The sequence below is a fragment of the Variovorax sp. GW821-FHT09A10 genome, from assembly GCF_059418385.1.
Genome location: NZ_JBWKPT010000017.1, coordinates 1 through 20,881, shown reverse-complemented (window position 1 = coordinate 20,881; position 20,881 = coordinate 1). Strand labels below are relative to the sequence as shown.

Annotated in this window: 21 protein-coding genes, 3 tRNA genes and 1 pseudogene; 16 read left to right on the top strand and 9 right to left on the bottom strand. The window is 68.1% G+C overall.

Features of this window, described 5'->3' with window-relative positions; all coding sequences use genetic code 11:
• Positions 1-130: 130 nt before the first annotated feature.
• Both tagH and AC07Q9_RS31255 read left to right on the top strand, forming a co-directional pair.
• Positions 131-1,807 (top strand): type VI secretion system-associated FHA domain protein TagH, encoded by a 1,677-nt coding sequence (gene tagH, locus AC07Q9_RS31260; protein ID WP_495312920.1) that lies wholly within the window; start codon positions 131-133, stop codon positions 1,805-1,807.
• Between the two features lie 43 nt (positions 1,808-1,850).
• Positions 1,851-2,645 (top strand): PP2C family protein-serine/threonine phosphatase, encoded by a 795-nt coding sequence (locus AC07Q9_RS31255; RefSeq protein WP_495312919.1) that lies wholly within the window; start codon positions 1,851-1,853, stop codon positions 2,643-2,645.
• Positions 2,646-2,729: 84 nt separating this feature from the next.
• Here the strand turns inward: AC07Q9_RS31255 and AC07Q9_RS31250 are convergent, their stop codons facing one another.
• The 5 genes from AC07Q9_RS31250 to tssA all read right to left on the bottom strand — a co-directional run bounded on the left by AC07Q9_RS31250 (position 2,730) and on the right by tssA (position 7,112).
• Positions 2,730-3,266, bottom strand: a complete 537-nt coding sequence (locus AC07Q9_RS31250; protein WP_492683719.1) for a hypothetical protein — start codon at positions 3,264-3,266, stop codon at positions 2,730-2,732.
• 74 nt (positions 3,267-3,340) lie between these two features.
• The gene (locus tag AC07Q9_RS31245; protein WP_489062733.1) at positions 3,341-3,820 is read right to left on the bottom strand and encodes an Hcp family type VI secretion system effector; all 480 of its coding nucleotides are present in this window, start codon (positions 3,818-3,820) and stop codon (positions 3,341-3,343) included.
• 152 nt (positions 3,821-3,972) lie between these two features.
• Positions 3,973-5,466, bottom strand: coding sequence for a type VI secretion system contractile sheath large subunit (gene tssC / locus AC07Q9_RS31240; protein ID WP_489062735.1), 1,494 nt, complete (start codon positions 5,464-5,466; stop codon positions 3,973-3,975).
• A gap of 52 nt (positions 5,467-5,518) precedes the next feature.
• Positions 5,519-6,031: a type VI secretion system contractile sheath small subunit gene (gene tssB, locus AC07Q9_RS31235; RefSeq protein WP_489062736.1), complete on the bottom strand. Its 513-nt coding sequence runs from the start codon at positions 6,029-6,031 to the stop codon at positions 5,519-5,521.
• A 49-nt stretch (positions 6,032-6,080) separates the two neighbouring features.
• Positions 6,081-7,112, bottom strand: coding sequence for a type VI secretion system protein TssA (gene tssA / locus AC07Q9_RS31230; RefSeq protein ID WP_495312918.1), 1,032 nt, complete (start codon positions 7,110-7,112; stop codon positions 6,081-6,083).
• A 71-nt stretch (positions 7,113-7,183) separates the two neighbouring features.
• On the opposite strand from tssA, the gene tssJ reads away from it, so the two are divergent.
• Positions 7,184-7,702 carry a type VI secretion system lipoprotein TssJ gene (gene tssJ, locus AC07Q9_RS31225; protein ID WP_495312917.1) on the top strand — a complete coding sequence of 173 codons (519 nt, stop codon included), beginning with the start codon at positions 7,184-7,186 and terminating at the stop codon, positions 7,700-7,702.
• Between the two features lie 21 nt (positions 7,703-7,723).
• Here the strand turns inward: tssJ and AC07Q9_RS31220 are convergent, their stop codons facing one another.
• Positions 7,724-8,839: a type VI secretion system protein gene (locus AC07Q9_RS31220; RefSeq protein WP_492683721.1), complete on the bottom strand. Its 1,116-nt coding sequence runs from the start codon at positions 8,837-8,839 to the stop codon at positions 7,724-7,726.
• 17 nt (positions 8,840-8,856) lie between these two features.
• Complete coding sequence (locus AC07Q9_RS31215; protein WP_492683722.1) at positions 8,857-10,182, bottom strand: DotU family type IV/VI secretion system protein; 1,326 nt, start codon at positions 10,180-10,182, stop codon at positions 8,857-8,859.
• Positions 10,183-10,435: 253 nt separating this feature from the next.
• Between AC07Q9_RS31215 and AC07Q9_RS31210 the strand changes: the two genes are divergently transcribed.
• The gene (locus AC07Q9_RS31210) at positions 10,436-11,131 is read left to right on the top strand and encodes a response regulator transcription factor (protein WP_099794842.1); all 696 of its coding nucleotides are present in this window, start codon (positions 10,436-10,438) and stop codon (positions 11,129-11,131) included.
• A gap of 6 nt (positions 11,132-11,137) precedes the next feature.
• Here the strand turns inward: AC07Q9_RS31210 and AC07Q9_RS31205 are convergent, their stop codons facing one another.
• Entirely contained in the window at positions 11,138-12,370 is a 1,233-nt protein-coding gene (locus AC07Q9_RS31205; protein WP_495312916.1) for an NUDIX hydrolase, read from the bottom strand.
• A 79-nt stretch (positions 12,371-12,449) separates the two neighbouring features.
• Here AC07Q9_RS31205 and AC07Q9_RS31200 point away from each other — a divergent pair, with 79 nt between their 5' ends.
• The gene (locus tag AC07Q9_RS31200; RefSeq protein ID WP_495312915.1) at positions 12,450-13,127 is read left to right on the top strand and encodes a phosphoglycolate phosphatase; all 678 of its coding nucleotides are present in this window, start codon (positions 12,450-12,452) and stop codon (positions 13,125-13,127) included.
• Positions 13,128-13,142: 15 nt separating this feature from the next.
• Here the strand turns inward: AC07Q9_RS31200 and AC07Q9_RS31195 are convergent, their stop codons facing one another.
• Positions 13,143-13,748 carry a chalcone isomerase family protein gene (locus tag AC07Q9_RS31195; RefSeq protein WP_492683727.1) on the bottom strand — a complete coding sequence of 202 codons (606 nt, stop codon included), beginning with the start codon at positions 13,746-13,748 and terminating at the stop codon, positions 13,143-13,145.
• A gap of 334 nt (positions 13,749-14,082) precedes the next feature.
• Between AC07Q9_RS31195 and trpE the strand changes: the two genes are divergently transcribed.
• The 11 genes and pseudogenes from trpE to AC07Q9_RS31140 all read left to right on the top strand — a co-directional run.
• Positions 14,083-15,585 (top strand): anthranilate synthase component I, encoded by a 1,503-nt coding sequence (gene trpE / locus AC07Q9_RS31190; protein WP_492683728.1) that lies wholly within the window; start codon positions 14,083-14,085, stop codon positions 15,583-15,585.
• A gap of 61 nt (positions 15,586-15,646) precedes the next feature.
• The gene (locus AC07Q9_RS31185) at positions 15,647-16,039 is read left to right on the top strand and encodes a GxxExxY protein (RefSeq protein WP_042579858.1); all 393 of its coding nucleotides are present in this window, start codon (positions 15,647-15,649) and stop codon (positions 16,037-16,039) included.
• On the top strand, positions 16,036-16,620 hold the full coding sequence (locus AC07Q9_RS31180) for an aminodeoxychorismate/anthranilate synthase component II (RefSeq protein WP_495312914.1): 585 nt from the start codon (positions 16,036-16,038) through the stop codon (positions 16,618-16,620). Before AC07Q9_RS31185 ends, AC07Q9_RS31180 begins: the two co-directional genes overlap by 4 nt.
• Before the next feature lie 5 nt (positions 16,621-16,625).
• Positions 16,626-17,684, top strand: a complete 1,059-nt coding sequence (gene ltaE / locus AC07Q9_RS31175) for a low-specificity L-threonine aldolase (RefSeq protein WP_495312913.1) — start codon at positions 16,626-16,628, stop codon at positions 17,682-17,684.
• Positions 17,685-17,720: 36 nt separating this feature from the next.
• On the top strand, positions 17,721-18,743 hold the full coding sequence (gene trpD / locus AC07Q9_RS31170; protein ID WP_062479304.1) for an anthranilate phosphoribosyltransferase: 1,023 nt from the start codon (positions 17,721-17,723) through the stop codon (positions 18,741-18,743).
• Between the two features lie 37 nt (positions 18,744-18,780).
• The gene (trpC, locus tag AC07Q9_RS31165; protein WP_495303304.1) at positions 18,781-19,581 is read left to right on the top strand and encodes an indole-3-glycerol phosphate synthase TrpC; all 801 of its coding nucleotides are present in this window, start codon (positions 18,781-18,783) and stop codon (positions 19,579-19,581) included.
• On the top strand, positions 19,578-20,300 hold the full coding sequence (locus tag AC07Q9_RS31160) for a uracil-DNA glycosylase (protein ID WP_495312912.1): 723 nt from the start codon (positions 19,578-19,580) through the stop codon (positions 20,298-20,300). The genes trpC and AC07Q9_RS31160 overlap by 4 nt, the downstream gene beginning before the upstream one ends.
• A gap of 94 nt (positions 20,301-20,394) precedes the next feature.
• Positions 20,395-20,480: transfer RNA gene (locus AC07Q9_RS31155), tRNA-Tyr, on the top strand.
• 65 nt (positions 20,481-20,545) lie between these two features.
• Positions 20,546-20,619, top strand: a tRNA-Gly gene (locus AC07Q9_RS31150).
• Positions 20,620-20,661: 42 nt separating this feature from the next.
• Positions 20,662-20,736, top strand: a tRNA-Thr gene (locus AC07Q9_RS31145).
• Between the two features lie 73 nt (positions 20,737-20,809).
• A pseudogene (locus AC07Q9_RS31140) lies at positions 20,810-20,881 on the top strand (GTP-binding protein); the annotation flags it as partial.

Here is a 20,881-nt window from a genome sequence, read left to right as displayed (position 1 = left end):
ATCGATCCCCTTGAAAGGCATACCTCTTCCGGCGAGATTGCCAACGCGACACCCGAAATGAATACTCCTTCAGCGTTTCCTTGCTTGCCACATGCAAGCAGCGTTTGGGCGTCGCCCTGAGGGCCGGTTCATGATTCAAATCACTGTTGTCACCCGGCAAGGCCTCCCGGCGGGGCCGCCGATGGCCGCGGAGTTCGGCCCCCACGGCGGCACCATCGGCCGCGCGGAGACCAACACGCTGGTGCTCGACGATCCCGACCGCACCGTCTCGCGCGTGCATGCACAGGTGCTGTGCCGCGACGGGCAGTACGTCGTCATCGACCGTGGCAGCAACCCGATGCAGTGCAACGGCGTGTCGCTGGGGTCCGGCAAGGAGGCCGTGCTGACCGACGGCGCGCGCCTGGTGGTGGGGAGCTTCGAGCTGGCGGTGCGCGTGATGGCCGCTGCGGCGGCGCCGTCTTCGCCACAGGCCATTCCCGACACCATGTTCGGCGGCGCCCCGGCGGTGCCCGTGGCGGCTGCGTCATCATCGAGCGACGATCCCTTTGCCGATCTGCTGGCGGGCCTTGCACCGGCCACCGCGCCTGCGGCGCCGGCGCCTGCTGCTTCAGCGGCGCCTGCCGATGCCATCCTGTTCCCCGACCCGATGGCCACCGGCTCGCGCAATGCGCAGGCCGCGCAGATCGATCCCTTCGCCGACCTGCTGGGCGCCGCGCCGTCGGCCGCGCCCGCTGCCGGGCTCGGTGCGCTCGACGACTTCTCGGACCTGGGCGCACCGCCCGCGCACGGCAAGGCGGCGAGCATCGATTCGCTGTTCGGCGGCACGGCAGGGGCCGGCGGCATCGGTGGCGATCCGCTCGCGCTGTCGCCGCTGGCCGATCCGCTGCTGCAGCCCAACACCGCGTCGGACGCCGATCCGCTGGCCGCGTTCCAACGCGCCGCGCCTGCCACGCCGGTGCCGCGCTCCGACCATCTGCCGATCGACCAGTTCGGCTTTGCGCCGCCGAAGGCCATCACGCCGCCACCGCCGCCACCACCCCCTGTTGCCGCACCGCTGGCCAACTTCGACGACATGACAGGCCAGCCGATCCGCATCAGCGGACCCGAGAACGCCGGCCGCGTTGCGGAGCCGCCACCGCCACCACCACCACCGCCGCCCGTGCATGTCGCGCCGTCACCCGCAACGCCGGCAGCGTCGCCCACACGCACTGCCTCCGACGACGAACTGCTCGCCGCTTTCCTGCGCGGCCTGGCCAGCACGCACCAGCCGCCCGAGATGCTCACACCCGGCCTCATGGAGCGCATCGGTTCGATGCTGCGTTCGGCCACCGAAGGCACGCTGCAGCTGCTGCTCACGCGCCAGGAGTTCAAGCGCGAGGTGCGCGCCGAGGTCACGATGATCGCGGCGCAGGCCAACAACCCGCTGAAGTTCTCGCCCACGGTCGAGGTCGCGCTGGCGCATCTGCTGGGGCCCGGCGTGCGCGGCTTCATGCCGCCCGAGGCCGCGATGCGCGACGCCTTCGACGACCTGCGCGCGCACCAGTTCGGCGTGATGGTGGGCATGCGCGCGGCGCTGGCCCATGTCATCGGGCGCTTCGAGCCGGCCGAGCTCGAGAAGAAGATCAGCGCCAAGACCGCGCTCGACGCGCTCTTTGCCGCCAACCGCAAGGCCAAGCTCTGGGACCAGTTCGTGGCGCTGTACGGCGGCATCGCGAGCGAGGCCGAGGACGACTTCCACAGCCTCTTCGGCAAGGCCTTCCTCGCGGCCTACGAAGAGCAGATGGCGCGCCTGAAGTCCGACCCCTGAAAAGACAACCAGAACAACCCCCAGCACTCGCGAGGCACCCCGCTTGGAAATCGAAATCGTCACGCTCTCCCGGCAGGGCGGGCGCACCTACAACGAGGACGTGCACGGCCACTGGCACGACGATCGCTACGTCGCCTGCCTGGTGGCCGACGGCGCGGGCGGCCACGGCGGCGGCGACGTGGCGGCGGCCACGGTGCGCGCCAGCATGCTCGGCGGTTTCTCCGCCGCGCCCTCGCTGGACGAGGCCGCGCTGCGCGCGCTGGTCGAACGTGCCAATCTCGACGTGGTGGCGCGCCAGGCCGAAGGCGGCAAGCTCGCCGGCATGCGCTCCACGGTGGTGTTCGCGGTGATCGACCTGGAGCGCGAGGTGCTGGCCTGGGTCCACAGCGGCGACAGCCGCGCCTACCTGTTCCGCGGCGGCGCCATCGTGGCGCGCACCACCGACCACAGCCTGGTGCAGCAGATGGTCGCGGGCGGCATGCTCGACGAGGAGGGCGCGCGCCTGCATCCGCAGCGCAACATGCTGCTGTCGGCATTGGGCTCGATCGAGGAGCCGCCCGACATCGCGGTGTCCGACCGCATGCGCCTGATGCCCGGCGACGTGCTGCTGCTGTGCAGCGACGGCGTGTGGGAGCCGCTGGGCGACGAGTGCCTGGTCGACACGCTGCATGCGTCGCGCACGCCGAGCCAGTGGACCGAGCTGCTCGACGCGCAGATCAAGGCCAACGCCAAGCCGGGCCATGACAACTACACGGCGCTCACGCTGTGGGTGATCCGCGATGACGACGACGCGACGCGTTTGCTGGACATCGACGAGCCGGCCGCGCCGACCCCCTGAAAGAAAAAGCCGCCCGGGTGGGCGGCGCGAGAGGCTTTCTTTCCGTCTGCCGCAGCGGCCTGGTGTCCCGGGCCGGCTGCGCACTCACGGATTGAAGGCGGGCTTCTTCTTCGGGGGGTGGTAGGCGTACTGCGCCGGGACCTTCTTGTGCTGGTGCAGCGCATTGCGCAGCGTGATCGGCGCTTCCGGGTTGTTGGGCAGGTCGCGGTACGAATACACCCCGGTGTCGATGTCGCCGAAGTGGCAGTACCGCGACAGCAGGGTCAGCGCATAGGGCTCGTGCTGGATCGGGCTGTACGACGATCCGAAGAACGGGTCCATGCGATGGTCCGGGCGCATGCTCCAGGCGTCCGCCGCGCGCAGCGTGTCCTGGAAGTGGTCGATGTAGCGCTGCGTCAGCGGACCGTAGCGCCCGTCGACCACCAGTGCTGCCGCATCCCCGGGCGGGAAGTAGCGTTGCGAGCGGCTCTCGCCCGGGTTGCCTTCGTGGTCGAAGTACAGGATGTTGAACAGCGTCTGGATCAGCATGACGTCGGCCTGGCCGTTGGTGCCGGTGGCACCCACTGCCCAGTCGATGTTGTAGGCCGACCCACCCAGCTTGGTGATGTACGTGTGTGCCATGTGTGCTCCTTGGGCTGGCGGACGCGGCCGGGCACGGGCCCGGCCCTCGCTGCCGCACAGCGCCGGAAGGGGGCTTATCGGATTTCGGTGGACGCGGTGTTCCAGCCGAACTTCACGTCACCGGTGGTGGCGCCCTTGTCGTTCTGGGCCTTGTAGGCGAACTCGATGTCCTTGTAGCTCACCGCGACGTTCTCCATCACGTCGCCGCCCTGCGAGCCGGCCGGCGAGACGTGGGAGATGAAGACTTCCTTCATCGTGACCTTCAGGTACTCGCCCTGGCCGTCGCCGGACTTGCGGCAGGTCAGCACGGCGTCCTTGAAATGCTTGCCGCTCACGCAGTTCTTGGCCAGCACCGGCGAGGCCTTGTCGAAGGTGTGCACGAAGCTGAAGCTGCCCGGCGTGGCCTTGCCCTTGCCCGAGCCGCCGCCCGAGGAAGCGCCCGAGGCGTTGCTCACGTCCCACGACCAGGACAGGACTTCGATCTCGTCCTTGTGATCCTTGTGGGTGGATTCACCGGTGACGCCGTCGAACTTGATGTGAAAGTCAGAAGACATGTTCCTACTCCTTGGAGCCCGATTGCATGCGGGCGGTTGATGATCGAAACGAAAAAATTGGCTGCCGGTGGTGGGAGGAAAGTCCCGATGCCCGGCAGTTACTCATAGAACGAAACGGAAGCGGGATTTCAAGAAGATTGCGCAGATTTTTTTCAACCCGCGCCCTTGGCCGTGGGCAGCTTCGACACCAGCCGCAGCGAGACCGTGAGGCCTTCGAGCTGGTAGTGCGGGCGCAGGAAGAACTTGGAGGTGTAGTAGCCCGGGTTGCCCTCGACCTCTTCCACCACCACTTCGGCCGCCGCCAGCGGCTTTTGCGACTTCGTGATCTCCGACGAGTTGGCGGGGTCGCCGTCCACGTAATTCATGATCCACTTGTTGAGCCAGCGCTGCATGTCGTCGCGCTCCTTGAAGCTGCCGACCTTGTCGCGCACGATGCACTTCAGGTAGTGCGCAAAGCGGTTGCAGGCAAAGAGGTAAGGCAGGCGCGCCGCCAGGTTGGCGTTGGCCGTGGCGTCGGGGTCGTCGTACTCGGCCGGCTTGTTCAGCGACTGGGCGCCGATGAAGGCCGCGAAGTCGGAGTTCTTGCGGTGGATCATCGACAGCAGGCCGGCCTTGGAGAGCTCGGCCTCGCGCCGGTCGCTGATGGCGATCTCGGTGGGGCACTTCTGGTCCACGCCGCCGTCGTCGCTGGGGAAGGTGTGCAGCGGCAGGTTTTCCACCGCACCGCCCGACTCGATGCCGCGGATGCGCGAGCCCCAGCCGTACAGCTTGTAGGAGCGGTTGATGTTGGTCGCCATCGCATAGGCGGCATTGGCCCAGGCGTACTTGCTGTGGTCGGCGCCGGCGGTGTCTTCCTCGAAGTCGAACTCTTCCACCGGGTTGGTGTTGGCGCCGTAGGGCGTGCGCGCCAGGAAGCGCGGCATGCACATGCCCAGGTACTTGGAGTCGTCCGACTCGCGCAGGCTGCGCCAGCCGGCGTACTCGGGCGTGGAGAAGATCTTGGTCAGGTCGCGCGGGTTGGCCAGCTCCTGCCACGACTCCATCTGCATCAGGTTGGGACTGGCGCCGGTGATGAAGGGCGCATGCGCCGAGGCGGCGATCTTGGCCATCTCGCCGAGCAGCTCGACGTCGGGCGGGCTCTGGTCGAAGTGGTAGTCACCCACCAGCGCGCCGAAGGGTTCGCCGCCGAACTGGCCGTACTCTTCCTCGTAGATCTTCTTGAACATCGGGCTCTGGTCCCAGGCCGCGCCCTTGAACTTCTTGAGGTTCTTGGCCAGCTCCTGCTTGGAGATGTCCATCACGCGGATCTTCAGGTTCTCGTCGGTCTCGGTGTTGTTCACCATGTAGTGCAGGCCGCGCCATGCACTCTCGAGCTTCTGGTAGTCGGGGTGGTGGATGATCTTGTTGACCTGCTCGGTGAGCTTGGCATCGATCGCGGCGATCATGGCCTGGATCGACTTGGTCACGTCCTTGCCGATGACGGTGCTGTTGCTCAGCGCCTGCTGCGCCAGCGTGAGCACGGCGGCTTCGACAGCGCTCTTGGCTTCGTCGCTGCGCGGCTTGAATTCCTTTTGCAGCAGCGACGAAAAGTCGCTTCCCGCATACGCAACGTCTTTCAGTGCGCTCTGCTCGAGTGCGTCGGCCATGATGGTTTCTCCTCGTGTACCGGTGTGTGTCTGTCAGGAAATTCGGGCGGGCTCAGGCGGCGGCTTCGCCGTCTTCGGGCTTCTTGCTGGCGGCCAGCGTCTGCAGCAGGGCCGGGTCTTCGAGCACCTTGGCCAGCAAGTCTTCGGCGCCGCCCTTGCCGTCCATGTAGGTCACGAGGTTCGACAGCTGCGTGCGCGCCTCGAGCAGCTTGTTGAGCGCGCCCACCTTGCGGGCCACGGCGGCGGGCGAAAAATCGTCCATGTTCTCGAAGGTGAGCTCGACCTTCAGGTCGCCCTCGCCGGTGAGCGAGTTCTCCACCGCGAAGGCGGCGCGCGGCTTCATGGCCTTCATGCGGGCGTCGAAGTTGTCGACGTCGAACTCGAGGAACTTGCGGTCGGCCACGGACGCGAGCGGGTCGGCGGGCTTGCCCGACAGGTCGGCCAGCACGCCCATCACGAAGGGCAGCTGGATCTTTTTCTCGGCGCCGTACAGCTCGACGTCGTATTCGATCTGGACCCGGGGCGCCCGGTTGCGTGCGATGAATTTCTGACTGCTCTTGGCCATGGCGATGCTCCTTGCGGGAATGAAAGGGGACGGGTGGAAACGGGGGCGGTCATTCGGACTGGCGTTTGCCCGTCACGGTCTCGATGGCGTCCATCGCGCCGGGCGCGAGGTTGGCCATGATGTCCAGGAAGCTCACGCCGATGAGCTTCTTGGCGCGTTCGATCAGGAGCGGCGCGGGGTTGCCGGGCTCGGCCTGTTCGAGGTAGCGGATGACGCGGTCGAGCATCTGCACCGCGTCCTGGCGGTTCTGGATCTCGCCGCGCGCTGCGGCGGGTCGGGCGGCGTTGCCGGAGGGTGCGTCGCCGTCTGCGGTTGTGCCTTCATCGGCAGACGCCTCCGGCGCGCCGGCTGCCGCCGTGCAGGCCTTCGCGACCGCGCGTGCGACGGTGCGCAGCGTGCCCAGGTCGATGGCATCGGTGCGGCCGGTGCGCTCGCCCAGCAGCTTCTGCAGGCGGTCGAGCAGCGCGGGAAGGCCGATGGCGGCCTGCAGTTGTTCGGGGTGCGCGGCGTGCAGGGCCTCGAGCCCGCCATGCACCTGCGCCGGCGAATACGAAGCCTCGCCGCCGACGGCGTTCAGCACGCCGTGCGCGATGGCGATGTCGCGCACGCGGATCGGGCCCACGCCGGGCGCGTGGCCCACCGTGGCGTCGTACAGGTCGCGCGGCACCATGCTGTCGTCGCCCAGCGGCGCGAGCGCGTTCAGGCGCATGGTGGGGTCGTTGTCGTCGTCCGCATCCAGCTTTGGATGTATGCCGTCCCAGAAGGTGTCGAGCAGCCCGGTGAGCAATTGCAGGCCGGCGGCGAAGCCGGCCGCGCCTTGCAGGCGTGTGGCGCCGCGCAGCAGCAGCACGGCGGCGCGCACGTCCTTGCTGCGACGCAGTTGCGCATCGGCGCGTTCGGCCACGTCGCGCCAGTCGGGTTCGACAGCGGGGATCACGGTGTCGCCGAACTGCTGCTCGGCCTTGCCCTGCGCCGCAGCGATGAGCGCCATGAAGTCCGCGTCGTACTCCAGGTCGTCCCCGCAAGGCGAGGCCTCGCCGATGGGCGTGAGCAGTGCGTCGACGAGTTGTGGAGTCAGCATGTTGCCTGTTCGAGTTCGCTGGTGATAATCAAAGATGCGTCAGGACCGGTCAATGCAACGAAGGGAATAGCATGCGCACGCTGGGTACACACCATTCGTCCTATGAGGGCCTCCTTGCTGTCGCATCGCGACGCCGTATCGCGGCCCTTGGCCTTGCTGCAGCGGGTCTTTGGCTGGCGGGCTGTGCGAGCAAACCGGTGGTCACGCCGGTGTCGATCACGCTCACCGCCGGCGCCGATGCCAACCCCGATGCGCGCGGGCGCGCTTCGCCGCTCACGGTGCGCGTCTACGCACTCAAGTCGCCAGGCCCCTTCGAGGGCGCCGACTTCTTCTCGCTGTTCGAGAAAGACCAGGCCACGCTCGGCGCCGAGCTGGTGCAGCGCGAAGAGATGCTGCTGCGCCCCGGCGAGAGCCGCAAGCTCGAGCTCACCCTGCCGGCCGATGCCAAGGCGATCGGCGTGATGGCCGCGTTCCGCGACCTCGACCGCGCACGCTGGCGCGAGGTGCGCGCGGTCGTGCCGGGCCAGGCGCAGGTGCTCAACGTGAGCTTCGGCGCGCGGCAGATCCGCGTGGAGGCTGCGGCCAAGTAGCGTCAGCCGCATCCAAGGCTTTCAGCGCAGTTCCGCCGGCACCGTGGGCGCAAAGCGCCCCGGCCGCACCAGCGGTTGGTCCGCCGGCAGGAAGCGGCCGAACAGGTCGCTCACGAACGCGGCGCCCGCACCGCCCTCCGATGCGGTGGCCGTGAGGTACAGCCCGCGCCAGCGCGGCGCGCGCGCCCCTTTGCCGTGTCCCTCGAACAGCCCCTGCGCCACTTGCCGCAAGGCCGGCTGCAAGGTGCGCACGCTTTCCACGAAGCCATGCAGCGCGAGCCGTCCCGCGGGGCCCGGCTGCTCGCGCAGCAGGGCCATGCGCAGGCCGTGCAGCTGGTCCACGAGCGGATCGAACAGCGCATCGAGCCGGTCGGCGGCGCGCGTGGCGTGCGCTGCGAACGGGTGTTCCACGCGGTGGCCGAGCGCCTGGGCGAGCACCTCGGGCGGCAGCGCGGCGCGCAGCGTGGCGTAGCCCTTCAGTCCTTCGAGGCCTGTGACGACGAGGTAGACCGGCAGCTGCAGGCGCAGCGTCTCGCCGGCCTCGTCGAGCAGGCGGCGCATGTTCGCGGTGGCGCGCTTGCGCAGCGCCGGATCGCCGTGCAGCAGGTCGCCGGCCGCCACGCACACCACCACGCCGTGCAGCGGCAGGCGTTCACGCCGCTCGGCGAGCGCCAGCAGCGACTGCAGCCAGAGCCCGCGCGCGGGCGCCGTGCCGGCCTGGTCGCCGATGGCGTCGGGATGCAGTTCGATGGCCGTGAGCGCGCCGGTGGTCCACCAGCGCCACCAGGGGGTGCCCGGTGCCTCGTTCGCGGGCGGCGCCACGCATTCGGCGCGGGCGGCCGAGAGCAGCCCCGGCAGCCCGGTGGCCGGGCCGCCGATGAAGAGGAACCACGGCGCCGTCGCGCGCGTGCGCGGCGCCTGCCGCAGCGAGTTGCGCGCCTGCGCCATGGCCTCTTTCAGCGCATCGACGGCGGCGTGATCGGCCGGCGCACCGAGCGCGTCGACGCGCCGCAGCAGCCCCCGGCGCCGTGCGCCGCGGCCAGCGTCGCGCACGGCGGCGTACAGCAGCGCCAGGCCAATGAGGCAGGCCGCAAGCAAGGGCCAGAAGAGGTGCGCGGGCGAGAGCGTGTCGAACATGGGGAGGAAGGGCCCGGTCAGCGCGCCATGGTTTCGAGGAAGATGAAATCGGCGATGAGCCGCTCGCTGTTCTTGCTGGCCGCCAGCGCCTCGCGCAGGCGCAGCAGGTAGGCCGAGGCCATCTCGTACGGCGGGCGGTCGGAGGTTTCGCTGAACGGCATCGGCGCCGACAGCACGGTGATCAGCACGTTGCCGAAGGGCGGGCTCACGAGCCAGCTCGAGGGGATGTCGCGCCCCAGCTCCAGCGACTCGCCCGCGCGCAGCCGTGTCGGCGCCTGGCCGGTGTTCAGGTGCATCACGGAGCCGTCGGCGGTGTAGTAGTCGACCCAGATGTAGCTCTCGTGGCGCGGCGCCACCACCTGCACGCGCACCGGATCGCCCTCGCGCAGCCGGCCGTCGTGCGCTGACGGGGCACTCACGCTCAGCCCGTAGCCCTTCTGGCGGTTGCGCGCCTGCGAGGGCTTGAGGATGGCGAACACCTCGCAGTGCGGCCACACGCGCAGCCCGATGTCGAAGTGGGGCGCGCGCACGCCGGGGATGGCCGCGACGTCGTCCGCCACTTTCAGCAGGTCGTCGCGCTGCGAGACGAAGCCGGTCACGCGCGGACGGCCGTCGGGGTCGATCGACGCTTCGAGGTCGGCGCAGGCATAGCTGGCGAGTTGCCGGTCGATGCGCTGCGTGAGCGCCGTGTCGGCGGCCGGCGGCCCGGCCAGCCAGTGCCACAGCAGGAACAGCGCGGGCACGAGCACGGCCAGCGCGGTGCCGGTGCGCAGCACGGTGCGGTCGCGCCGCCGCATGTCGGCCGGGCCGCGCGGGTCGGGCACGCCATAGGGCTGCGGCGTGATGCGGTCCTGCGCGAGGCTGCCGAGTTCGAGCGGCGGCGGTTGCAGCTGCCGGCCGTGCAGGTCCTTCAGCTTGCCCAGCTCGCCTTCGTCGCCCGACTCGAAGTAGTACTGGCCCTTGAAGCCGTGCGCCAGCGCGTGCCAGTAGACCTCGCGCACCGCGTGGTCCTGCGCGCCGAGGGCCGAGAGGTGGTGGAAGAACTCGCTGTGCGCGTTGTTGGAGTTGAACAGCTGCACCTGCAGCGGCGCGGCGCCGTCCACCGCATCGGGGTGGCGCCCCAGGATCTCGTCGAGCCACGCGACCATCGCGAAGGCGGCCGATTCGATCTGCGCCGCGCTGGCGCCCGCCACCTTCGCATCGGCACGTGCGATGTCGAGCAAGCGCAGGGCTTCGCGCTGGGCGTCGCCGTGGGGGAGGGTGGGTTGCCCGGCGGCGATCGATGCGTCCAGGCCGAGACCGAAAGCGATGAAGGGCGAGAAGCAGTCGAGCAGGCGGGCCATGAGGGGTGCCCGCTTCTCAAGCGTGCATTGCGAAGCATGCCGTGCACCGGCGTCTGCAGCGATCGCACATGCCCATGTCCCCGGTGGTTCGAGTGGGCGTTCATTTTTTCAAGGGGTCCACCGGGCCGCCATACCGCTTGGGGTCTATGCCGTTGGTAGGGCGCAGCGGCCTTGCTGGACGGGGCAATCGCCGTTATCTTCGCAGTCGCAGAAGAATCCAATGCACATTGACGTTGGGACACTGGGGTATGCCATGAAAATTCTGATCGCCGACGACCACCGGCTCGTCATCGAGGCGGTCAAAGCCAAGTTGTCGGAACTGGGTGCCGGCATCGAGTTCGTCCTGGCGCTGAGCGTCGACGAATTGCTTGCCGGCGCGACCGACGATCTCGACCTGGCCCTGATCGACCTCAACATGCCCGGCGCGGACGGGCAGGCCCACATCGACGAGATCCGGCGACGACACCCGGCCGTGCCCGTGATCGTGCTGTCGGGCTACGAAGACCCGTCCATCATGCGCAGCGCGCTCGAACGCGGCGTGCTCGGTTTCATTCCCAAGGCCTATTCACCCGAAGTCATGCTGTCGGCCGTGCGCCTGGTGCTGGCGGGCGGCGTGTATGTGCCGCCGATGATGCTCACGGCGCTGCCGCCGGGCATCGTGGCCGGCGTGTCGGCCTCGTCTGCCGCGGCGGGCGAGCCCTTTGCGCGTGGCAATGGCGGCGGCACCCAGACCCTGGAACACCTGCGCAGCGTGCTGACCGAGCGGCAGGTCGAGGTGCTGCAGCTGCTGTCGCAAGGCAAGCCGAACAAGCTGATCGGGCGCAGCCTGGGCATCAGCGAAGGCACGGTGAAGATCCACCTTGCAGCCATCTTCCGCGCGCTCAACGTGCGCAACCGCACCGAGGCGGTGGTGGCGGCGCAGGCGCTGACGGAAGCGCAGCAGGCCTGAAGAGGCTCAGTCGGCGGCAGCCGACGCCGGGCGGCGCATGAAGCCGCGCGAGGGCACGATCCATTCGACGCTGTGGTCCGTCTCGGGTGCGGGCGTCGTTGCGTCGTCCGTGAACAGCATGCGCTCTTCGACCAGCAGGAAACCTCGCGCGCCCAACGCCCGCAGCGTGGCACCGCCAAGGTCCAGGGACTGCGGCGCAGCGTCAGCCGACAACACCCATCGCACCGGTCCGGGCGCTGCAGCCCGCAGCGCGGCCTCGTGCGCCGCGTCGCCGGGCACGCGGTTGATCAGCGCCCAGCCCTCGGTACCGCCGATCACGAAACTGTTGAGGCCGCTGTCGTGCACGACGCGCACCACGCGCGCGGACAGCGGCGTGACGAGGCCCGCTTCGAGCGCATAGCGACCGCCGCCCTGGCCGTCGGGGTCGAGGTGACCGATCTCGTCGTAGGCGGGTTCTTCCATGTTCACCGGCCGACGGCCTGCGGGGCCATCGGCCAGCCGCGGCATGGTCAGTGGAATGCGGCGCAGTGCGCGCGCATGGGCCATGAAGCCGTCGACGCAGGTGAAGGTGGCCAGCTGTTCGAGCACGCGCCGCGTCACGTTCAACAGCTTGAGGCCGCGTGCGGGGCTCACTGCATCGGCAGGCTTCAGCCACAGGTGCTCGACGGTCTCGCGACCGTCGGGGCGCACGGCCTGGCCGACGGGCATCGCCGCCGCAAAGAAGCGCGTGTCGAAACGGCGCGGCATGCCGGGCGGCGTCAGCCAGTGGCTGAAGTACGCGATGCGGTCGACGGCGAGACACCAGCCCCGTTCGGCGCACAGCGCGAGCAGCGCGTCGGTGCTGCGTTCGGCGGCGGCGCGCATCGCGTCGAGCTCGCCCGACGTGAGCGCGAGCAGCTCGACCGGCCGGCCCTGCGCATCGTTCGCCAGCAACAGGCCGGCCTCTTCGAAGCATTCGCGGATCGCCGCGGCGTGGAAGTCGAGCCCGCCTTCGGGCAGGCCCAGGCGCGCACTCGCGGCGGCGTCGTCCAGGCCGGTGCACAGCGGGTGCAGCAGGCGGTCGTGCGCATCGACCATGCCGCCCGGAAAGACGCTGGCGCCGCTGTTCTGGTCGTTGGCCTTCTCGGCCCGCCGCAACATCAGCACCTCGAGGCCATCGGGGCCGTCGCGCAAGACGACCAGCGTGGCGGCGGTGCGGATGGGGCGAGGGGCGGAGGGCGGGGTCGTCGTGGGGGTCATGGGCGCCTATTTTGCGGCCGGGGGAGAATGCGTGCCTCGCGCATCCTCCACTTACTTTGCTCTCCGGGAGCCGCCTGTTTTGGACACTCTTCGCACCGATCTCTCCCGCTTCGACGCTGCCATCGTCGACCTCGACGGCACCATGGTCGACACGCTCGGCGACTTTGCCGAGGCCCTGAACCGCATGCTGCGCGACCTCGACCTGCCGCCGGTGCTGCCCGCCGCCATCGAGCGCATGGTGGGCAAGGGCTCGGAGCACCTGATCCTGTCGGCGCTGGCGCACGTGGGCGCGCCGGCCCCGGCGGCGCTGTTCGATCGCGCGTGGGAGCGCTACCAGCACCACTATCTGGAGATCAACGGCCGCCATTCGGCCGCGTACCCCGGCGTGGTCGAAGGCCTGAAGGCGCTGCGTGCGCGCGGGCTGCGGCTGGCCTGCCTCACGAACAAGCCGACGGCGTTCGCCAAGCCGCTGCTGGCCGCGAAGGGGCTCGACGGTTTCTTCGAACAGGTGTTCGGCGGCGATGCCTTCGAGCGCAAGAAGCCCGACCCGCTGCCGCTGCTGAAGACCTGCGAGGCGCTGGGCACGGTGCCGTCGCGCACGCTGATGGTGGGTGACTCGAGCAACGACGCACGTGCCGCGCGCGCCGCCGGCTGCCCCGTGGTGCTCGTCACCTACGGCTACAACCACGGCGAGCCGGTGCGCGGCGTGGATGCGGACGGCTTCGTGGATTCGCTGGCCGACCTCGCGGCGGCCTGACGGACGGACTGCCCCTTACTGCTTTCCGAGCAGCGCGTCTTTCAGCTTCCAGTCGGCCGGGTTCGGGCCGAGCCAGATGCGCATCAGCGCATTGAAGAACGCGACTTCCTTCACCGGGTCGGGCTGCGGCACGCCGCGCACCGTGATCAGCGTGCCCGTGCCGGGCACCCAGTCGATGGTGAAGGTGTCGCCGGCCTTGAGCTGTTTCTGGTCCGCGAACATCTGGCCCATGCGCAGCAGGCCGGGGATCAGGTTGACCATCTCGCTCTTGGGCGAGTTGTCTTCCACGCCCTTGACGAAGAGCTTGCCGAGCTCGTTGGCGTCGATGTCGCGCAGCATGGTGATCGCCACGCGCTTGGGGCCCGGCACGGCCAGCGCCTCTTCGGTGGTCGAGGCCTTCTTGCCCAGGTACAGCCCGGCTGTGTAGACCTTGATGATGGTCTTGTAGCGGATGCCCGCGCCATTGAGCACCAACGGGGCGCCGCGCAGGTCCATCTGGTCTTCGAGCTTGACGCCGGCCACGTCGACCTGCGCGGCCGAGGCGCCGGTGCAGAGCACACAGGAGAGAAAAGCGAGCGCCGCGAAGCGGGAGAACACGGCCGGAAGCGAGGGTGCGAGCAAGTGAGTCTCCTTGAATTTGCGAACGGTCGTGCGAATGTATCTTTTTGTTTTATGTCGCAGGCTCCGGGGGAACCCTGAAGCCAGCGGTTGCACAAGGCCTCGTTTTCGTGGGCTAAACTCAGCGCTCCATGTTCGTTCATCACATCATTCAAACAGGTGAAGGCAGCCGGGGAGCCTGGCCCTGGCGTCGCCATACATCGCTGACTGTTTGATTGCGCGGCGCACGCCGTGCGCCCGCGGTTCCGAGCCGGCACGCATGCCGGCACCGGGCCACTCTCGTGAATGACCTTGCCACCGACCGAAGGAGCGTCGGCAGGCAACTGGAGAACGATCCGTGATCACCGAACTTGAATTCAAGAGCCTCAGCGCCCAGGGCTACAACCGCATCCCGCTGATGGCCGAGGCCTTTGCCGACCTCGAAACGCCTCTTTCCCTGTATCTCAAACTCGCCCATTCGCAGGGCGGCGGCAAGCACAGCTTCCTGCTCGAATCGGTCGTCGGTGGCGAGCGCTTCGGGCGCTACAGCTTCATCGGTTTGCCTGCTCGTACGCTGCTGCGTGCCTCCGGCTTCGGCGACGAGGCCGTCACCGAAGTCGTGACCGACGGCCAGGTCGTCGAGACCGCCAAGGGCAACCCGCTGGACTTCGTGGCCGACTACCAGAAGCGCTTCAAGGTCGCGCTGCGGCCCGGCCTGCCTCGCTTCTGCGGCGGCCTCGCCGGCTACTTCGGCTACGACACCGTGCGCCACATCGAGCGCAAGCTCGAAAAAAGCTGCCCGCCCGATGCGCTGGGCTGCCCCGACATCCTGCTGCTGCAGTGCGAAGAGCTGGCCGTCATCGACAACCTGTCGGGCAAGCTCTACCTCATCGTCTACGCCGACCCGAAGCAGCCCGAGGCCTATGCCGTGGGCAAGCGCCGCCTGCGCGAGCTGAAGGACAAGCTCAAGTACTCGGTGAGCGCGCCCGTCGTGAAGCCCACGCAGGCGCACCCGCCCGAGCGCAGCTTTGCCAAGGCCGACTACATCGCGGCCGTGGAGCGCGCCAAAGAGATGATCGCCGCCGGCGACTTCATGCAGGTGCAGGTGGGTCAGCGCATCAGCAAGCGCTACACCGAGTCGCCGCTGTCGCTGTACCGCGCGCTGCGTTCGCTGAACCCGTCGCCCTACATGTACTACTACAACCTGGGCGATTTCCATGTGGTGGGCGCTTCGCCCGAGATCCTGGTGCGCCAGGAGAACACGGGCGACGGTGAGCAGAAGATCACCATCCGCCCGCTGGCCGGTACGCGTCCGCGCGGCGCGTCGATCGAGCTCGACAAGGCCGCCGAGGTGGAACTCATCAACGACCCGAAGGAGCGCGCCGAGCACGTGATGCTGATCGACCTGGCGCGCAACGACATCGGGCGCATCGCCAAGACCGGCACCGTGAAGGTGACCGAGGCCTTCGCGGTGGAGCGCTACAGCCACGTGATGCACATCGTGAGCAATGTCGAAGGCACGCTGAAGGACGGCATGACCGCCATCGACGTGCTCAAGGCCACCTTCCCCGCCGGCACGCTGACCGGCGCGCCCAAGGTGCATGCGATGGAACTCATCGACCAGCTCGAGCCCACCAAGCGCGGCCTCTACGGCGGCGCCTGCGGCTACATCAGCTATGCCGGAGACATGGACGTGGCCATCGCGATCCGCACCGGCATCGTGAAAGACCAGATGCTGCACGTGCAGGCCGCGGCCGGCGTGGTCGCCGACTCGGTGCCCGAGCTGGAGTGGAAAGAAACAGAAGCCAAGGCGCGCGCACTCCTGCGTGCCGCCGAACTGGTCGAGGAAGGCCTGGAATGAGCGCAGCGCCGGGCCGCCCCAAGCAAGCTCGCACCGCAGTGCGCAGCACGGAGGTAATACGATGAATTCCGCACCTGATATCCAGAACGACTTCTCGCACGAGATCATCGGCGCCGCCGTCGAGGTGCAACGCGTGCTCGGCACGGGGCTCGACGAAGGGGCCTATGCCGCAGCGCTGGCCATCGAACTCGCCGAGCGCGAGATCGGCTTCACGCGCGACGTGGCGCTGTCGGCCACCTACAAGGGCCGGTCGCTCGGCGAGGTGTACCGCGCGGGCTTCGTGATCGAGCAGTCGGTCATCGTCGAACTCAAGGCGGTCGATGTGCTGACCGACCTGCACCGCGCGCAGGTGCTGGCCGCATTGCGCCTCTCGGGCCTGAAGCTGGGCCTTCTCATCAACTTCAACGTGTTCCCCGTCGTGAAGGGCGTGCACCGGATTGTGAGCAAGCCATGAAACTGCTGATGATCGACAACTACGATTCGTTCACCTACAACATCGTCCAGTACTTCGGCGAGCTGGGGGCGGACGTGCAGGTGCACCGCAACGACGAGATCACGGTGGCGCAGATCGGTGAGCTGATCGCTTCGGGCGTGACGCGGCTGGTGGTGTCGCCGGGGCCGTGTTCGCCGGCCGAGGCGGGCGTGTCGGTGGCGGCCATCGAGGCCTTCGCGGGCAAGCTGCCCATCCTGGGCGTGTGCCTGGGCCACCAGGCCATCGGTGCGGCCTTCGGCGGCAAGATCGTGCGCGCGCAGCAGCTCATGCACGGCAAGACCAGCGAGATCACGACCACGCAAGAGGGCGTGTTTGCGGGGCTGCCGCAGAAGTTCATCGTCAACCGGTACCACTCGCTCTCGATCGAGCGCGAGAGCTGCCCGAAGGAACTGGCTGTCACCGCGTGGACCGACGACGGAGAGATCATGGGCGTGCGGCACACCGGCTTCGCACACGATGTGCGCATCGAAGGCGTGCAGTTCCATCCCGAATCCATCCTGACGGAGCACGGCCACGCCATGCTCAAGAACTTCCTGGACTGATCATCATGACCGACCGCTCCTCCCTCGTCGACCTGCGCAGCGACACCGTCACGCAGCCCACGCCCGCGATGCGCGAGGCCATGGCGGCCGCACCGCTGGGCGACGACGTCTTCAGCGCCGACCCGAGCGTCAACGCGCTGCAGGAGAAGATCGCCGCGCTGCTGGGCTTCGAGGCGGCGCTGTTCGTGCCCACCGGCACGCAGAGCAACCTGTGCGCGATCCTGTCGCACTGCGGCCGTGGCGACGAGTACATCGTCGGCCAGCAGGCGCATGCCTACCGCTGGGAAGGCGGCGGCGCCGCGGTGTTCGGCAGCGTGCAGCCGCAGCCGTTGGACCACGCGCCCGACGGCACGCTGCCGCTCGCGCAGATCGAGGCGGCCATCAAGCCCGACGACGCGCACTTCGCGCGCACCAAGCTGCTGGCGCTGGAGAACACGCTGGGCGGCAAGCTGCTGCCCTTCGAGTACGTGCAGGCTGCGACCGACCTGGCGAAAAGCAAGGGGCTGCAGCGGCACCTCGATGGCGCGCGGCTCCTCAATGCCGCCACCGCACAGGCCGCGCTGAACAAGCGCAGCGACATCCGAGCCGAAGCCCGCCGCATCGCGCAGTGCTTCGACAGCGTGTCGGTGTGCTTCAGCAAGGGCCTGGGCGCACCCATCGGCTCGGCGCTGGTTGGCTCGCGTGAGTTCATTGCGCGCGCGCACCGCATCCGCAAGATGGCAGGCGGCGGCATGCGGCAGGCGGGGTTGCTTGCCGCAGCTGCGTCGCACGCGCTCGATCACCACATCGACCGATTGGCCGACGACCATGCGCTGGCGCAACGGCTCGCACAGGGGCTCGAGGGCATCGAAGGCCTGACCGTCGAGGCGCCGCACACGAACATCGTGTTCGTCGACCTCACGGGGGCGGCGCAGGCGCGTTCTGCGGAGCTGCTCGCCAGCCTCAACCAGCAGGGCATCCTTGCGACCGGGCTGTACCGCCTGCGCTTCGTGACGCACCTGGATGTCGATGCCGCAGGCGTCGACCGCGCGGTCGCGGCGATCCGCGGCTTCTTCAAGGCCTGAGGCCTGGCTACACGCACACACCGAGGAGACATTCCCATGATCACCCCCCAGGAAGCGCTGCAGCGCACCATCGAACACCGCGAAGTCTTCCACGACGAGATGCTGCACATCGTGCGGCTCATCATGAGCGGCGAGTGTTCGCCCGTGATGATGGCCGCGCTGATCACCGGCCTGCGCGTCAAGAAGGAAACCATCGGCGAGATCACCGCAGCCGCAGAGGTGATGCGCGAGGTGTCGACCAAGGTGCCCGTGGCCGACACCACGAACCTTGTCGACATCGTCGGCACCGGCGGCGACGGCTCGCACACCTTCAACATCTCGACCTGCTCGATGTTCGTGGCGGCCGCGGCCGGCGCCAAGGTGAGCAAGCACGGCGGGCGCAGCGTGTCGAGCAAGTCGGGCAGTGCCGACGTGCTGGAGTCGCTGGGCGTCAACATCAACCTCAAGCCCGAGCAGATCGCGCAGTGCATCGCGCAGGTCGGCATCGGCTTCATGTTTGCGCCGAACCACCACCCCGCGATGAAGAACGTCGCGCCGGTGCGCAAGGAGCTCGGCATCAAGACGATCTTCAACATCCTCGGCCCGCTGACCAACCCGGCCGGCGCACCGAACATCCTGATGGGCGTGTTCCACCCCGACCTCGTGGGCATCCAGGTGCGTGCGCTGCAACGCCTCGGGGCCGAGCATGCGCTGGTGGTCTACGGCCGCGACGGCATGGACGAGATCTCGCTGGGCGCCGCCACCATGATCGGCGAGCTCAAGGACGGCGAGATCCGCGAGTACGAGCTGCACCCCGAGGACTTCGGCTTCCAGATGGCGAGCAACCGTTCGCTGCGCGTCGAGACGCCCGAGCAGTCGAAGGCGATGCTGATTGGCGTGCTGGACAACCAGGCTGGTCCGGCGCTGGACATCGTGCTGCTGAATGCGGGGGCGGCGCTTTACGCGGCCAACGTGGTCGACTCGGTGCCGGCCGGCGTGGAACGTGCGCGCCAGGCCATCGCATCCGGTGCGGCGAAGGCCAAGCTCACTGAGCTGGTCAAGGCCTCCACCTCCTTCTGAGAATCAGGCCGTCGTGCCACCGAAAGCAGAGCAAGCCATGTCAGACATTCTCGACAAGATCGTCGCCGTCAAACGCCAGGAAGTCGCCGCCGCACTGAAGCGTGCCCCGCTCGAGGCCGTGCGCTTCGACGCCGAAAGCCGGGTGCTCACGCGCGACTTCGAAGCCGCGCTGCGCGCCAAGATCGCAGCGGGCCAGGCGGCGGTGATCGCCGAGGTCAAGAAGGCCAGCCCGAGCAAGGGCGTGCTGCGCGAAGACTTCATTCCGGCCGACATCGCGCAAAGCTATGCCGAGGGCGACGGCGTGGTCAGCGCGGCCTGCCTCTCGGTGCTGACCGACAAGCAGTTCTTCCAGGGCGGCGTCGACTACCTCAAGCAGGCGCGCGCCTCGTGCGACCTGCCGGTGCTGCGCAAGGATTTCATCGTCGACGCCTACCAGGTGTACGAATCGCGCGCGATGGGCGCCGACGCGATCCTGCTGATCGCCGCCTGCCTCGACGACGCGCAGATGAAGGACTACGAAGCCATTGCGCGCGGGCTGGGCATGGCGGTGCTGGTCGAAGTGCACGACGCGGCCGAGCTCGAGCGCGCGCTGAAGCTCAAGACGGCGCTCATCGGCGTCAACAACCGCAACCTGCGCAACTTCGAGGTGTCGATCCAGGCGACGATCGATCTGCTGCCCAAGCTGCCGGCGGATCGCCTGCCAGTGACCGAATCGGGCATTGCCACACGCGAGGACGTCGCCACGCTGCGCGCCGCGGGCGTCAACGCCTTCCTGGTCGGCGAAGCCTTCATGCGCGCCAAGGAACCCGGCGAGGCCCTCGCTGCGTTGTTCAAATGACGCGGCCGGATCAGCTGTCGAGCAGCGATCCTGTCGACTGGCCGGTGGCACCGGGCTGGCAGCCGCTGGTCGACGATTTCTTTGGCGGCGCGGTCGGCCAGAAGCTGCAGGGCTTCCTGCGCGAGCGTCTCGACGCCGGCGCGGTGATCTTTCCGCCGCAACCGTTGCGCGCACTCGAACTCACGCCGCCGGAAGACGTGCGGGTGGTGATCCTGGGGCAGGACCCGTACCACGGGCGAGGGCAGGCCGAGGGCCTGGCCTTCTCGGTGGCGTCGGGCGTGGCGCTGCCACCGTCGCTGCGCAACATCTTCAAGGAGCTCCAGCGCGACCTGGGCACGCCGCCGCCGGCGTTTCCGAACCCGGGCGGCAGCCTCGTGAAGTGGGCGACGCACGGGGTGCTGCTGCTCAACACCTGTCTCACGGTCGAAGAGGCCCAGCCGGCCAGCCACGCGGGCCGCGGCTGGGAGGTGCTCACCGACGCCGTGATTCGCCACGTGGCGCAGGGCGAACGGCCTGTTGTTTTTATGCTATGGGGCTCGCACGCGCAAAGTAAGCGCGCGTTGATCGACGTTGAGCGCCATAAGGTGCTGATGTCGAATCATCCGTCGCCGCTTTCTGCGCTTCGGCCGCCGGTTCCGTTCATCGGCTGCGGTCATTTCGGCCAAGCCCGTGCATGGCGTGAGGCGCAGCAGTCGGGAGGCTCCGAACTTCGCTCATAATCAGAGGCTTCACACCTCGAGCAGGTTTCCACGCTTCATCTTTTGCTGGGAATCCTGTGTAGTCACAAAATCGTGCTATATTTCGAGGTTCGCCGGAGAGGTGGCCGAGTGGTTAATGGCAGCAGACTGTAAATCTGCCCTCTTACGAGTACGCTGGTTCGAATCCAGCCCTCTCCACCAGCGATGAATTTGGTTTCTAAGAGCGATTGGATCTAGCGCTTTGGGTGCCTTGAAGTGCCCCCGATGCGGGAGTAGTTCAATGGTAGAGCCCCAGCCTTCCAAGCTGATGACGCGGGTTCGATTCCCGTCTCCCGCTCCAGAGACCCGGTTCGGCGCCGGAAGCGATTTGGTTAGAACAAAAGCCCTTTTGGCTCAGTGGTAGAGCACTCCCTTGGTAAGGGAGAGGTCGCGGGTCCGATTCCCGCAAAGGGCACCAGTTTTCTGGGGTTGCAACGACAGGCTTGCGACCCATCTGCATGCGTTGAAATCGTTTTTTTCGGAGTCGAAAAATGGCAAAAGGTAAATTCACCCGCACCAAGCCGCACGTGAACGTGGGCACGATCGGTCACGTTGACCACGGC

What these genes read in the sequence shown, in the direction of transcription:
- AC07Q9_RS31215 (WP_492683722.1), bottom strand. Translation starts at nt 10,182, where the DNA reads ATGGCCCGCCTGCTCGACTGCTTCTCGCCCTTCATCGCTTTCGGTCTC.
- AC07Q9_RS31250 (WP_492683719.1), bottom strand. Translation starts at nt 3,266, where the DNA reads ATGGCACACACGTACATCACCAAGCTGGGTGGGTCGGCCTACAACATC.
- AC07Q9_RS31210 (WP_099794842.1), top strand. Translation starts at nt 10,436, where the DNA reads ATGAAAATTCTGATCGCCGACGACCACCGGCTCGTCATCGAGGCGGTC.
- tssJ (WP_495312917.1), top strand. Translation starts at nt 7,184, where the DNA reads ATGCGCACGCTGGGTACACACCATTCGTCCTATGAGGGCCTCCTTGCT.
- AC07Q9_RS31205 (WP_495312916.1), bottom strand. Translation starts at nt 12,370, where the DNA reads ATGACCCCCACGACGACCCCGCCCTCCGCCCCTCGCCCCATCCGCACC.
- trpD (WP_062479304.1), top strand. Translation starts at nt 17,721, where the DNA reads ATGATCACCCCCCAGGAAGCGCTGCAGCGCACCATCGAACACCGCGAA.
- AC07Q9_RS31180 (WP_495312914.1), top strand. Translation starts at nt 16,036, where the DNA reads ATGAAACTGCTGATGATCGACAACTACGATTCGTTCACCTACAACATC.
- trpC (WP_495303304.1), top strand. Translation starts at nt 18,781, where the DNA reads ATGTCAGACATTCTCGACAAGATCGTCGCCGTCAAACGCCAGGAAGTC.
- tssA (WP_495312918.1), bottom strand. Translation starts at nt 7,112, where the DNA reads ATGCTGACTCCACAACTCGTCGACGCACTGCTCACGCCCATCGGCGAG.
- AC07Q9_RS31160 (WP_495312912.1), top strand. Translation starts at nt 19,578, where the DNA reads ATGACGCGGCCGGATCAGCTGTCGAGCAGCGATCCTGTCGACTGGCCG.
- AC07Q9_RS31245 (WP_489062733.1), bottom strand. Translation starts at nt 3,820, where the DNA reads ATGTCTTCTGACTTTCACATCAAGTTCGACGGCGTCACCGGTGAATCC.
- tssB (WP_489062736.1), bottom strand. Translation starts at nt 6,031, where the DNA reads ATGGCCAAGAGCAGTCAGAAATTCATCGCACGCAACCGGGCGCCCCGG.
- tagH (WP_495312920.1), top strand. Translation starts at nt 131, where the DNA reads ATGATTCAAATCACTGTTGTCACCCGGCAAGGCCTCCCGGCGGGGCCG.
- ltaE (WP_495312913.1), top strand. Translation starts at nt 16,626, where the DNA reads ATGACCGACCGCTCCTCCCTCGTCGACCTGCGCAGCGACACCGTCACG.
- tssC (WP_489062735.1), bottom strand. Translation starts at nt 5,466, where the DNA reads ATGGCCGACGCACTCGAGCAGAGCGCACTGAAAGACGTTGCGTATGCG.
- AC07Q9_RS31185 (WP_042579858.1), top strand. Translation starts at nt 15,647, where the DNA reads ATGAATTCCGCACCTGATATCCAGAACGACTTCTCGCACGAGATCATC.
- AC07Q9_RS31220 (WP_492683721.1), bottom strand. Translation starts at nt 8,839, where the DNA reads ATGTTCGACACGCTCTCGCCCGCGCACCTCTTCTGGCCCTTGCTTGCG.